Source organism: Pseudomonas sp. P42 (assembly GCF_017973755.1).
Taxonomy (GTDB): Bacteria; Pseudomonadota; Gammaproteobacteria; order Pseudomonadales; family Pseudomonadaceae; genus Aquipseudomonas; species Aquipseudomonas iridis.
This window is the reverse complement of the sequence record NZ_JACOPU010000002.1, coordinates 599,078-611,938: the sequence shown is the minus strand read 5'-3', so window position 1 is coordinate 611,938 and position 12,861 is coordinate 599,078. Positions and strand designations below refer to the sequence as shown.

Sequence of the window (12,861 nt, the reverse complement as noted above, 5' to 3'; positions counted from 1 at the left end):
CATTCGCAAATGGGCCTAAAGTTTTCCAGGGGATAGCCGAAAACATGGCAAGCGTCCAAATTCCCAGAGGTTTTTATCATGGTCATCGATTTCAGCCGTTTGAACAGCTCCTCGTCACTTACGGGCAGTACGCGTACCAGCAACGCCAAGGAAACCGCCGAAAACGGCACCTCCGCGCCGCTGAATACCCCGGCCGAATCGGCCAGTACCGCTAAAAGCGGGGAATCGGTACACCTCAGCAATGAGGCTCAACAGTTGCAGAAGGTCACTGACAAGCTGCGCGATCAACCTGCTGTCGACAAAGCCCGTGTGGCCGAGTTGAAAGCCGCGATTGCCGATGGCAGCTATAAAGTCGACAGCAACCGTGTAGCCAGCAAACTGCTCAACTTCGAAGCCCAGCGCTAGGCCTTCGCCTGCGCCAGGCTTTTGGACGCTTAAAACCCAAGGCCAGCCATGCACGACACTAATTTACTGCAACTGATCAACGACGACTTTGCTCCAGCTCAACAATTGCTGGAGTTACTGCAAACCGAGGCCCTCGCTTTGCACGGTCGCGACATGCCCTTGCTGGAAGAAATTCTGGCGCGCAAACAGGCATTGATCATTCTGCTTGAACAGCATGGCCGCAAGCGCAGCGAAATCCTCGCCAGCCTGAACCTGCCGACTGACCGCACAGGGCTCGAGCAACTGGCCAGCCAGTCGAGCATTGGCGAGCAGTTGATGACGCAGGGCGATGCCCTCACTGAACTCATCAGCCAGTGTCAGGCAGCCAACGCCAAAAACGGCCAGTCGATCCAGATTCAGCAGGCCGCGACGTCCAATCAATTGAAAATCCTCACCGGGGGCGAACCGCCAGCGTTGTATGACGCGAGCGGCACTTTCGCCAGACCCGTCAAGCCGCGCACCTTCAGCCAGGCGTGAGCCATTCGATGTGCCTGCACTATCAACACGCGGAACATGCTGGCAAAATGCTGGCAATTCATCGTCAAATTTTGTCTGGAGATTGAGAGAACGTGCCAAACGCCCTAAGCGCGGATGATGCTCCGCAGCCCCCTAAGGTGCTCACCACGCCACTGGAAATCTCCAGCAACCTGCGTCAACTGCAAGACAGTCACGACCCGCTGATCATCACGTTCCATGAACGCAGCCAGCGCTTCCAGAGCTACCTGATCAAAGTCGACCGCGACAGCGCCTCGATTACCCTCGATGAAATGATCCCGCGCGACGGCGAACGCTTTCTGCTCGCCGGCGAACCGTTCAGGGTTGAAGGCTTCCATGATGGTGTGCGCATCGCCTGGGAATGCAACGGTACGCTGAACATCGAAGAATCCGACGGCGACCGCTTTTACACCGGCGAGCTCCCGAGCGAAGTGGTTTACCACCAGCGCCGCAACGCGTTTCGCGCAGCACTGAAACTGACCGATCTGGTCAGCGTTGAACTGGGTGGCGAAAAGCTCAAGGCGCCGATCCAAGGCAAACTGCTGGATATTTCCGCCACCGGTTGCAAACTGCGCTTCGAAGGCGACATCACTGACAGGCTGCAACTGGGCCAGGTCTACGACCGCATGATCGCCCCGCCACTGTTCGGCAATCAGCCGATTTCCGTCGAACTGCGCTATCTGCACTTCGAAGAAAAACTCAACATCACCTTCGCCGGGCTGCGCTTCCACAACATCAGTGGCCCGGCCGCGCGCAACGTCGAGCGTTTCGTCTATCAGTTGCAACGTGAAGCACGGCGTTTCGACAAAGACGATATGTGAGTCGCACGCGCAAATAAAAAGGGCAGTCCTTGACGGGACTGCCCTTTTTTATGCACGACCAATTTTCAAGGTCTGGCGCCACTGATATCCGGCGTGGGTCTGTCGCTGTCCTCATCCGGGCTTGTTGCTGGCTCAGGCTCTGGTTCTTTTTCAGGCTCTGGTTCCGGCTCTGGATCGCGCTCTCGATCGGGCTCTGGTTCCGGCGGCACCGGATTCTGCATCTGCTCCTGCACCACCTGCTCATCCACTCGCGGATCAAGCGCAGCAACCAGCGGCGAACTCGACATGCTGTCCGGCATTGCCACGTGATGCAGCGGCGCATCGTCGACCTGATGCAGATTGGTCACGGCTTTCGGGCGGATTCGCCACACCAGCACCAGCGCAAAGAAGCTGAAGAACGCATACAGGCTCTGGCTGCCGAGAAACTTCATCAGCACCCCCGCCAGCAACGGCCCGATACTCGCACCAACCCCGTAAGTGACCAGCAGCATCGCCGTCAGCGACACGCGCCGATCCCCCTCGACGTGGTCGTTGGAAAACGCCACCGCCAACGGATACAGACAGAACTGCACCAGCGAACAGAGGAAGCCGACCACGAACAGCACCTCCAGCGGCACCTGCGGCAAGATCGCCAATGGCAACGCCGCCACCGCGAGGAAACCGGCGAAGCAACGGATCAGCAATGCGCGGTCATAACGATCAGACAGCCAGCCCAATGGCCACTGCACCAGCAGTCCGGCAAAGATGCAGCTACCCATGAACAGACCGACCTGCTCGGTCGAAAGCCCCTGCTGCGACGCATACAACGGTGCCAGACCGTAAAACGCGCCGATGATCAATCCCGCACCGAGCACCGTGCTCAACGACTGCGGCACGCGCTTGATAAAGAAGCGCGGCTCCATCGGTGCCGGGTGAAGTGGCGCCGGGTGAATCCGCCGGGTCAGCGTCACCGGCACCAGACACAGGGCAAAGCACAGCGCGACCAGCATCAGCAGTTCCAGACCCAGCCCCGGGTGCATGACCAGAATCAGCTGACCGAGCACCAGCCCCAGGTACGAAGCAATCATGTAACCGCTGAACACCAGCCCACGTTGATTGGCATCGGCCTGCTCATTGAGCCAGCTCTCGATCACCATGTATTGGCACATCATGCCCAGACCGACGATGGTCCGCAGCACCAGCCACGCCGGCAACCAATCGACCATGCCGTGGCCAAGGACCGCCGCACCGACGATCCCGGCACACGCTGAATACGCCCGGATATGGCCGACGCGGGCGATCAACCGATGGCCGATCTTGCCGCCCAGTACGAGACCGAAATAGTTGGCCGCCATCAGCGCACCGACCCACAGTCCGTCGACATTCTCGGCCGCCAGGCGCAACGCCAGATACGTAGACAAAAGGCCCGAGCCGATCAACATCATCAGCGAGGCGAAATACAGCGCTCGAAAGGATTTCCAGATTTGGCGCATCGGCGTTCCGAGCGGCTCCTTGCAGTAAAGATCGGGCTACCAGAACGATAGCCCGGTGACGATGGTACGTCAGGCCTGGGCTGCTAGAACACGCCGTTCCCAGGGAGTTATTTCATCAAAGAAGCTGGTCAGTTCCATGGTCTTCGAAGCGATGTAGCCTTCGATGAACTCCTGTCCAAACAGTTCCCTCGCCAATTGACTACGCTTCAGACGCTCGAGCGCGGCGTGCAAGGTACATGGCAGCGAAAGATTGTCCGGCACCTCGAACTCGCCCTGGATCGCTTCGCTCGGTTCAAGCTCATGCTCGATGCCATGCAAACCGGCGGCCAGACTGGCGGCGATCGCCAGATAGGGGTTGGCATCGGCGCCCGGCAAACGGTTTTCCACCCGACGAGCGACCGGCGCACTGGCCGGAATCCGCAACCCGGCCGCACGGTTATCGTGCGACCAGCAGGCATTGTTCGGCGACGCGTACGGATGGCACAGACGCTGGTACGAGTTCACATTCGGTGCAAACAGTGCAGTGAAGTCGGCCATCCCCGCCTGCTGCCCACCGATGAAGTGGCGGAACATCGCGGTCGGCTCGCCGTGATTGTCACTGAAGACGTTTTTGCCCGTAGCGATGTCGACGATGCTCTGGTGAATATGCATCGAGCTGCCCGGCGTGTGCGCCAGCGGCTTGGCCATGCACACCACGGTCAAGCCGTGCTTGAGCGCGACTTCTTTGAGCAGATGCTTGAACAGGAACGTCTGGTCGGCCAACAGCAGCGGATCACCATGCAGCAGGTTGATCTCGAACTGGCTGACGCCCATTTCATGCATGAAGGTATCGCGCGGCAAACCAAGGGCCGCCATGCATTTGTACACTTCGCTGAAGAACGGCCGCAGACCGTTATTGGAGCTGACGCTGAACGCCGACAAACCGTCCTCGCGGCGACCATCGAGGCCGACTGGCGGGCGAAATGGTTGGGTTGGATCGGTGTTAGGCGCGAACACGAAGAACTCCAACTCGGTCGCCACCACCGGTGCCAGGCCGCGCGCCGCGTAACGGGCGATGACTGCCTTGAGCTGGCCGCGGGTCGACAGATTGGAGCTTTCGCCGGTCAGTTCATCAGCATCGCAAATCGCCAGGGCACGCGGTTCGTCGCTCCACGGCAAGCGATGAATCTGGCCTGGCTCGGCAATCAGCGCCAGGTCGCCGTCATCGCTGCCGTAAAACCGCGCCGGCGGATATCCGCCCATGATGCATTGCAGCAACACACCCCGGGCCAACTGCAAACGCCGCCCTTCGAGGAAACCCTCGGCAGTCATTACCTTGCCCCGTGGTACGCCGTTCAAATCCGGCGTGACACATTCAATCTCATCAATGCCCGTCAGTCGCTGTGCGAGTGAACGCTGGCCATCGGTTGTCATGACGCAATCCTTGTTATTTTGCGAGCCGCGAACGGCGACCCGTACAAAATAGGCTCCGGCTGTTCGCAATATCAAGCAGCGTCAAACAAAATCCCGCGTCACGGTAGATAAAGGCTGAAAACCCCGCCACCCAGCGGCCCGCCATTGCCGATTTCGGTGCGCCCTTCAACGCCATTGCGCTGATGCAATGCCGCAATTCGATTGGCGAAATACAGGCCCAACCCGGTGCTACCGCTGCTGTGATTGATGCCCTGCACGTAGTCGGCCTGACGCTCGAGCATCTGGGCCGGATAACCGTCGCCGTCATCGTTGATGCTGATCACCAATTGCCCGGCCTCGTCACTGACGGTGATCAGCAACGACTCCCGGGCGTATCGGATGGCGTTGTTGATGCAGTTGCCCAGCACCGAAGCGACCAATTCACGATCGAAGAAGCCCAGCGGGCTCAGCGGATCAACTTCATAGGTCGCGATGATCCCGCGACTGGCAAACACCTCTTGATGCGCCGCCAGTTGCGCCTCGATGAAATCATCGAGTTCGTGATACGCCGGCTGCAACGGCATCTGGTTGACGCCGAGCTTATACAGCCCGAGCAGTTGCACCAGCATGCCATTGAGGTGGGCGAACTCGAAGTCGATCACGCCCTGCTCCGCGCCTTCGCGTTGCCCCTGCGGCAAACGCGCCAGCCATTGGCTGTGGGCCTGCATGAGCATGGCCAGCGAGTTCTTCATGTCGTGGACGGTGGAGGCAATCACCGTGGAAAAATCGAGAGCCTGCTCGTCGTTGTTCATTCGCCAAACGCCTTGCTTTTCAGCTTCTGATAACGCGCATGACGCGCGTCGGTGTCGGGCATCAGGCCGACCATTTTCAGGCAGGCCCGACATTCTTCCAGCTCCGCCGACGGCACACTGGTGTCGGTGCCGTGCAGCAACGACTGGGCCATGTTCAGCGCGATACTGATGTTCTTCGGTTGCATCTTCAGCGCCTTGCGGAACACCTCGCGGGCCTCCACCAGATTGCCGGTCTTGTACACGCGCACCCCCTGACGGTTGAGGTCGGCGGCGGCGTTGCTGGAACTGAGGATAGTCGGGTCATCGGTGAGCTTGGCGATATCTTTCATCACCGCCGGATCGTCGCCGTAGATTTCCGCACAGCTCTTGAGCATCGAGTTACCCGCCTCGGCCTGACCGAGCATCTGCAACTGCTTGGCGACCAGCAACGCCGCCTCCGGACTCATGAACTGCTCCATGCCGTCGAGGCGCATCATCGCCTGCTCGGTAAGCTTGTCAGCGGTTTCGGCATCGTTGAGCAGCAGGCTGGTGGCCTTCATCAGACGCGCCCGAATCTGCAGGCCCGGATCGCTCGGGTTTTCTTTGGCCACGGCGCTGAGCGTGGTGTTGATCTCAAGCCGCGTGCGAGTGTCTAGACCGCGCTCGCTGCCCTTGCTGATCAATGCGTGGGCCAGGCCGAGGTTGCTTTCCGCATCCTTGAATCGCGACTGTGCGCCTTGCGCCACGGCCTGACGATAAGCGCGCGAGGCGGTGTCGAAATCTTCGTTGGCCATCGCCAGTTTGCCCAGCAACGCCTGTCGACGCACCGCCAGTGGCGACAACCGGATCGCCTCTTCCAGTACCCGTTGCGCGCCTTTGGTATCGCCCTCGGCAACCAGCACATCGGCCATGCCGTCATACAGCGACGGCATCAGCGGGAACGCTTTCAGGGCTTTCTCGTACACACCCTTGGCTTGGGCAACCTGGCCACGCTTGAACAACAACTTGCCCAGCCCGGCGAATGCCCAAGGCAGCGGCCGGTCAGCAATGATGCCGTCGTACAAACGCTCCAGCGCTTCGTTCTGATTCAGATCGCGCAGCGCATCGGCGCGGTAACGCAAGCACAGCGGCGAATAGCGGATGTCCTGCTTGCACAGGGCGATGCAGGCATTGAGCACCTCGACCGGTTTGCCACGATCGAGCGCTTGCAGAATCGGCTTGAGCAACGTCTTGCGCTGCTCCAGACGCTCAAGGCGCTGAGCCAGACCCGAGCGGTTGAACGGTTTGGTCAGGTAGGCATCCGGCTCATGCTCAAGAGCACTGAGCACCATCGCCTGACTGGTCTCGGCGGTCACCATGACGAACACCGCTTCATGGCTGATGAGCTTTTCCACCATCAAGTCTTCGAGGACTTGCTGGCCGTTCTTTTTACCGTCGCCGAGGTGAAAATCCTGCAGGATGAAATCGTAAGACTTCTGCGCACACATCTTCAGCGCCTGCTCGCCGGTGTCTGCCGTATCCACGTCCTTGACGCCCAGCTCGCGCAACATCGAACGCACGGAACTGCGAAAATCCGAGAAATCATCGACGATCAGAAAACGCTTTTGGTGATACGACAGCATCGAGGATTTCCAGGCAATTGAAGTAGATGAACCAAGGACGATTTCAGGCGCGCAGATGATAACTGCCGGCAAAATGCTATCAAGCGTTTTCACGCAAGTCTGAACTCACCGTTTGGGTTATCGGCCAGAAGTCGCGTTCTCTGAAGCGGGTGCTTCAACATTCCTCGCACTGCGATTAGTCTGCGCGCCTGCACAACTTTCACTACAAGGCTTACTTCGTGTACATCAAAGGACGCTACATCGTGTCCGCCTGTGCGTTGCTGTTTCTCCAGCAGGCAATGGCGAACGCAATGGACTGCAGCAAAGCGGCGAATGCCGTTGAAAACACTATCTGCGCGAATAACGTTTTGTATGAACTGGATGCACAGATGGGGACGGTTTATCGGGGGTTGATGAAGGCCTCTGTCGAGGCACAACCCGAGCTCAAACGTACTCAGCGGCTTTGGTTGAAAGCGCGCAACGGATGCGTTGAAGATGTCGCCTGTCTGGATCAACACTACCGCGAGCAACTGAAGGTTTTGCAGGCGCAGTGGAAAGAAGTTGTCGCCCATCAGCCGAGTGGCGTCGACAAACAGGTATTGGATGATCTGCAAAACAGTATTCGGGCAATCAGTAAAAATGATCCGGAGTTTGCTCTGGAACGAGCACTCGTTTCACTGTCGTTAAAAAACACTGAAACCACATTTTCTGCAGAGCCGGACGCCGATCAATATTCTGATAAAACGCACTTCCCTAAAACCATCCCCAAAGGCGTTTCGCGGAATGAGTGGAAGGCCTTGAGCGCCACTAATTTCGAGGCTGACACCGCACTGGGCCCGACATCCTTTACGCTGCGGGATCTCGACAGTGACGGGCAACGTGACCTGATTGTTCAGACTTATAACGGCGGTACCAGTCTGTACACTTCCGTTGGAACTTATCGCCGTGACGGCGATAAGTTCACCCGCAGGACCCCAGCGTCGGACGGAGAATCAATTGGCGGCGTCCTCTATTCCACTAGTGATCGCGGCGCCAACCAGTCCGTGAACTGGATCAGCATTCGCGGCAAGGTCTATGCCGCCTATCGCGACAGCGGGTACGGCATTGATGATGTCTACCTGCTCAGTCCGTTGCAGGTAAACCGCGAAGTGCCGAAGCTGACGGTTCGCTATCGCTATCGACTCAGTATCCCCCGCATTCAGTCTGATGATGATCACAAAACCACTTATAAGCTGAAGCCAGACCTGCACCATGCACTTGCCCAAGGCCTGGCTACCGTCGAAGAACACACGCCCGACACCGCACAAGAAAGAAAGCCCCTCTGCCCCATTCCTGAGTCCGCCACAGACAGCGAGGAGTATTACGGCTACGGAGCAGGCTATTACGCCATCGAACCAGTCGCCGACTTCCCGGTGATCATCGGTGGCGAGTGTTTTATTGCGAGGATGAATAACTGGTTCGGCACCTACAGTGCGAAGGACGGCTTGTATGCGCAAATGACTGTGCGCAAACCGGGCGAAGCAGAACAAGAACGTGACTACAAGGTTAACGGCCGTCGGCGCATTACCGAGATCAGCACTTCAATCGGCAAACCCGGAGGTGGCGCCGAGGAGTAGTCTCGATGCCCGCGCATGAAAAAGCCCCGACAACCGGCGCTACGCGGGGCTTTGCTTGATCTGAAATCATCGGCTCTTCGAAATCACACCACTCATGTACTGATTCAAATCGCGAAAATCCTTAACCGTCCAAACGTGCGGCGCCAGTTTTACACCATTCTCTTGCAAGGTCCGCGGGATCAAATCCCCGTTTGGGCGAAGAATTATTGAGGACACGATAACGCCCGGATAAGCCTTCAGTCGTTGTTTGAAAGCGGATGTTTGGGTGGATTGCTCCTATCAGCCAATGGCCCTGTTGCTTTGAGATCTGCCCCGTGGCACATGGCGCAACGCTGTGAATAGAGGTTCTTCCCGCTAACATCATCTGCAAAGGACCGCGACTTTTGCATCTGCGATAAAAATCCAAGCGAAACGATGAACAGTATTTTCAGGCCATCCATTGGCAACATCCTTAAACCGTGAATACGAAAAAGCCCCTTCCAGATCATTCTGAAAGGGGCTTTATTTTATCCTGCTGCTGCCGCGCTGCTATCGCAGTGAACGCGGCTGGCAGAGGAGTGGCCAGAAGGCCTGAATTATATGGTGTCCCAGGGCAGGTTCGAACTGCCAACCTTCCCCTTAGGAGGGGGATGCTCTATCCAATTGAGCTACTGAGACACTGAGTTGTCGGCAGCAGACGCTGCGCGACGGACGGCGTGCATGTTAACGGCCGGGCCCCGATTTGTCATGTCATCCGTAGGGCTTTTTGAGTGTAGGCAGGCGCCTCGCAATGTTGCGGGAAGCTTTACCGTGCATTTTGCACTACTGCAAAATGCCAGCATTGCAGATTGCAACCCGCAACATCCGACAAACCCGCTCAAATCCTTGTTTTTAAAGGACTTAACAGCGGTTAGACTGTTGGCACGACGGCTGCTTTGTCTGTTCCATAGAAGAACAATCGGAGCACCGTCCCATGAACAGCACTCTCTTGCTTGCAAACGCAATTGCATTCGCGGTTTTGATGGGTTTTCACTTCATCCCGGAGCGAGCTGCGCCGGAGTCGGTGGCTCAACGCATGCCGCATTACTTGCAGGTGCAAAAAGCGCCGCAGTTAGCGGTGTTGAGCGATCAGCACAGTTTCGTCCCACAGGCGGTCAGCGAGCCTGAGCAGGCATTGCCAACTCACGCTACCGAACGTCTGGTTTTTTGAAATATCTTCAGGAGTACAGCATGTCCAAATCAGCTGCAGGATTTCTGATCCTCGCCTTAGTCAGTGGCGTTTTGCATTTTTCGCTGTTCGAGGAAACCGAAATCACCCTGCCTCTGGTTGGCTGTGGCGTATTTGCGGTGTTGTTCGTATTGGCACTGGTGGCCGGGCGCAAATTCAAGTTTGATCCGGTTCTGCGCTGAGTCGGACCAAGTCCAGTAGATGGCTGACCGCGTCAGCCAGGTCACCCGAGTTGTCTATCAGGCAAACAACCTCGTCAATTGATCGCCTGTCCTTGAACAGAGCGTTGCGGGCCAGCCTCGCATCAATTTGCTCAGACGTCTCACGGCCACGTCTGAGCAGACGCTCACGCAACACCTCATCCTTGACTGTCAGCAAAACCGGTAACAGCGTCGGATAGCACTCCAGGGCTTGCCGAAGGTTGGCGCGAGAACCGTTTACCAGCACGTGCCGCCCATCCTTGAGCCATTGATCCATTTGCGCAGGAATGCCATAGGCAAGGCCATTGGCCTGCCACGCCAGGGAAAAGTCTCCTGCGCGCTGACGTCTTTCGAACTCTTGCGGCGTCACGCCGATCGCATCCTCGCCTACCGATTCGGCCGATCGCGTTATCACCCGGCGTATCACTTCGCAGCCGAGCGCGCGCAATGGCTCACGTGCAGCCTCAATCAAGCTGTCTTTGCCGGAACCGGACGGTCCCATCAGATAAATAAGCCTGCCATCCATCTCGAAAACGCCCTCCGGCATGCTTCAGCGCTAGTAAATCGGCAAAATGCCACTATCCTGTATAGATAAGGGACAAGGATCGAAAGCCACATAGCATGCACCGTCTGACGTCTTTGGACATCAACTGGTGTGCGTCAGGAAGCGAGCAGCAATGCGACTCAGGACAAAGTTTTCAAACCAGTCCGCATTTCTGATAATTGGTGCTGGCATTAAGCCTTTATCCGGATCAATATTTGTCACAGAATTGACGCCAATGATCCGGCAATTTTGAGGCATGATGCGGGCCTCTTAACAATTCAGGTTGAACCATTTGGCGCAAATGCGTGTCCTACCACACATCCTGCGGCCAATCCCGAGAACCGCTCCCCTGAACTAACCGGTTAAATATATGCGCCCATTGAAACAGGCAATTTATTCCAGCCGTACGGCTGACAAGTTTGTCGTACGTCTGCCAGACGGAATGCGTGAACGCATTGCCGAGGTGGCTCGCAATCATCATCGCAGCATGAACTCTGAAATCATTGCGCGCCTTGAGCAGAGTCTTATTCAGGAAGGTGCATTGGGCGAAGAACTGAGCATGCGCCTGGACAGCCCCGAGCTGTCGTTGCACGAACGCGAACTGCTGCAACGCTTCCGCCAGCTGTCTCACCGTCAACAGAACGCACTGGTGTCCTTGATTGCACACGACGCCGAAATGGCCGCAGACGCGTCCTGAGCCCTATCGAACATCTCAAGCCAGCGTTATTGCTGGCTTTTTTTTGCCCGGAATTTGGCTTGGCAGTTTTCGCAGACATAAAAAAGCCCGCCAATTTAGCGGGCTGTTTAATTGCAGCAGATCAGAGCAGGAAGATTGTTGCCAGGCCCAGGAAAATGAAGAAGCCGCCACTGTCCGTTACTGCGGTGATCATCACACTCGCACCCATTGCGGGGTCGCGGCCCATCTTCGCCAAGGTCATGGGAATTAATACACCCATGAGTGCAGCGAGCAACAGATTGAGCGTCATCGCCGCCGTCATCACCACGCCCAGCGACCAACTGCCATAAAGCAGGTAAGCGACTACGCCAATCACCCCACCCCAGACCAGGCCGTTGATCAGCCCGACTGCCAACTCTTTACGCATCAACCGTGAAGTGTTGCCGGTGCTCACCTGATCCAGCGCCATGGCTCGCACAATCATGGTGATCGTCTGATTACCCGAGTTGCCGCCGATACCCGCCACAATCGGCATCAGCGCCGCGAGCGCTACCAGCTTCTCGATCGAGCCTTCGAACAAACCAATCACTCGAGAGGCGACGAACGCGGTGATCAAGTTGATCGCCAACCATGCCCAACGGTTGCGCAGTGATTTCCACACGGAGGCGAAGATGTCTTCCTCTTCACGCAGACCAGCCATGTTGAGAACTTCGCTTTCGCTCTCTTCACGAATCAGGTCGACCATCTCGTCGATGGTCAGACGACCGATCAGCTTGCCGGTCTTGTCGACCACAGGGGCGGAGATCAAGTCGTAACGCTCGAACGCCTGTGCGGCGTCGTAGGCGTCTTCGTCCGGGTGGAAACTCACCGGATCGCTGGCCATCACTTCGGCAACCTGCTTTTCCGGATCATTGACCAGCAGACGCTTGATCGGAAGCACGCCTTTGAGCACGCCGTCGTAATCGACCACGAACAGCTTGTCGGTGTGCCCCGGCAGCTCCTTTAGACGACGCAGGTACCGCAGAACCACTTCAAGGCTGACATCCTCACGGATAGTCACCATCTCGAAGTCCATCAGCGCACCGACCTGATCCTCGTCATAAGACAGGGCCGAACGCACACGCTCGCGCTGCTGGTTATCCAGGCTCTCCATCAGCCCATGAACGACGTCTCGCGGCAGCTCGGAGGCCAAGTCAGCAAGTTCGTCGGCGTCCATGTCCTTGGCGGCGGCCAGGAGCTCGTGATCGTCCATGTCGGCGATCAGCGTTTCACGGACGGAATCGGATACTTCGAGAAGAATGTCGCCGTCGCGATCGGCCTTGACCAGTTGCCAAAGCGTCAGACGATCGTCCAGCGGCAAGGCTTCAAGTATGTAGGCGACATCGGCGGAGTGCAGATCATCGAGCTTGCGTTGCAGCTCGACCAGATTTTGCCGGTGAACCAGGTTTTCCACCCGGTCGTGATGCGCGCCTTCCTGGCGGTGAGTCAGGTCTTCGACGACCCGTTGGCGCTGCAGCAACTCGACGACCTGAGCCAGGCGGTCCTGCAGGCTTTCCTGTGTTTTCTTTACTTCGATTTCAGACATAGGCGAACTCCACTCCC

General features: G+C 57.4%; 13 protein-coding genes, 1 tRNA gene and 1 pseudogene. 7 read left to right on the top strand and 8 right to left on the bottom strand.

Annotation, left to right across the window (positions count from 1 at the left end; translation table 11 throughout):
* The first annotated feature begins 78 nt into the window (after positions 1–78).
* From flgM to H8B20_RS07695, 3 genes are all read left to right on the top strand, one after another.
* Positions 79–405, top strand: coding sequence for a flagellar biosynthesis anti-sigma factor FlgM (gene flgM / locus H8B20_RS07705; protein ID WP_042560523.1), 327 nt, complete (start codon positions 79–81; stop codon positions 403–405).
* A gap of 48 nt (positions 406–453) precedes the next feature.
* Positions 454–921: a flagella synthesis protein FlgN gene (locus H8B20_RS07700; protein WP_210622759.1), complete on the top strand. Its 468-nt coding sequence runs from the start codon at positions 454–456 to the stop codon at positions 919–921.
* Between the two features lie 92 nt (positions 922–1,013).
* On the top strand, positions 1,014–1,760 hold the full coding sequence (locus H8B20_RS07695) for a flagellar brake protein (RefSeq protein WP_115146191.1): 747 nt from the start codon (positions 1,014–1,016) through the stop codon (positions 1,758–1,760).
* Positions 1,761–1,825: 65 nt separating this feature from the next.
* Here the strand turns inward: H8B20_RS07695 and H8B20_RS07690 are convergent, their stop codons facing one another.
* From H8B20_RS07690 to H8B20_RS07675, 4 genes are all read right to left on the bottom strand, one after another.
* Complete coding sequence (locus H8B20_RS07690) at positions 1,826–3,232, bottom strand: MFS transporter (RefSeq protein WP_210622758.1); 1,407 nt, start codon at positions 3,230–3,232, stop codon at positions 1,826–1,828.
* 69 nt (positions 3,233–3,301) lie between these two features.
* Positions 3,302–4,543, bottom strand: a complete 1,242-nt coding sequence (locus H8B20_RS07685; RefSeq protein ID WP_210622962.1) for a glutamine synthetase family protein — start codon at positions 4,541–4,543, stop codon at positions 3,302–3,304.
* Positions 4,544–4,743: 200 nt separating this feature from the next.
* Positions 4,744–5,436 (bottom strand): sensor histidine kinase, encoded by a 693-nt coding sequence (locus tag H8B20_RS07680; RefSeq protein WP_210622757.1) that lies wholly within the window; start codon positions 5,434–5,436, stop codon positions 4,744–4,746.
* Positions 5,433–7,037 (bottom strand): tetratricopeptide repeat-containing response regulator, encoded by a 1,605-nt coding sequence (locus H8B20_RS07675; RefSeq protein WP_115146189.1) that lies wholly within the window; start codon positions 7,035–7,037, stop codon positions 5,433–5,435. Before H8B20_RS07675 ends, H8B20_RS07680 begins: the two co-directional genes overlap by 4 nt.
* Before the next feature lie 218 nt (positions 7,038–7,255).
* Here H8B20_RS07675 and H8B20_RS07670 point away from each other — a divergent pair, with 218 nt between their 5' ends.
* Positions 7,256–8,632, top strand: a complete 1,377-nt coding sequence (locus H8B20_RS07670) for a lysozyme inhibitor LprI family protein (RefSeq protein WP_210622756.1) — start codon at positions 7,256–7,258, stop codon at positions 8,630–8,632.
* A 66-nt stretch (positions 8,633–8,698) separates the two neighbouring features.
* Here the strand turns inward: H8B20_RS07670 and H8B20_RS07665 are convergent.
* Both H8B20_RS07665 and H8B20_RS07660 read right to left on the bottom strand, forming a co-directional pair.
* Positions 8,699–9,072, bottom strand: a pseudogene (locus H8B20_RS07665) (c-type cytochrome).
* A 140-nt stretch (positions 9,073–9,212) separates the two neighbouring features.
* Positions 9,213–9,289: transfer RNA gene (locus H8B20_RS07660), tRNA-Arg, on the bottom strand.
* A 295-nt stretch (positions 9,290–9,584) separates the two neighbouring features.
* Here H8B20_RS07660 and H8B20_RS07655 point away from each other — a divergent pair.
* Entirely contained in the window at positions 9,585–9,821 is a 237-nt protein-coding gene (locus H8B20_RS07655; RefSeq protein ID WP_210622755.1) for a hypothetical protein, read from the top strand.
* A gap of 20 nt (positions 9,822–9,841) precedes the next feature.
* Complete coding sequence (locus H8B20_RS07650; RefSeq protein ID WP_042560533.1) at positions 9,842–10,021, top strand: PA3371 family protein; 180 nt, start codon at positions 9,842–9,844, stop codon at positions 10,019–10,021.
* Here H8B20_RS07650 and phnN read toward each other — a convergent pair.
* A complete protein-coding gene (gene phnN / locus H8B20_RS07645; RefSeq protein ID WP_210622961.1) occupies positions 9,996–10,565 on the bottom strand; it encodes a phosphonate metabolism protein/1,5-bisphosphokinase (PRPP-forming) PhnN in 570 nt (189 codons plus the stop codon). The genes H8B20_RS07650 and phnN overlap by 26 nt on opposite strands.
* Positions 10,566–10,953: 388 nt before the next feature.
* Between phnN and H8B20_RS07640 the strand changes: the two genes are divergently transcribed.
* Positions 10,954–11,280: an Arc family DNA-binding protein gene (locus H8B20_RS07640; protein WP_003178899.1), complete on the top strand. Its 327-nt coding sequence runs from the start codon at positions 10,954–10,956 to the stop codon at positions 11,278–11,280.
* A 121-nt stretch (positions 11,281–11,401) separates the two neighbouring features.
* On the opposite strand, the gene mgtE is transcribed toward H8B20_RS07640, so the two are convergent.
* Positions 11,402–12,844: a magnesium transporter gene (gene mgtE, locus H8B20_RS07635; protein WP_042560534.1), complete on the bottom strand. Its 1,443-nt coding sequence runs from the start codon at positions 12,842–12,844 to the stop codon at positions 11,402–11,404.
* Positions 12,845–12,861: the final 17 nt, after the last annotated feature.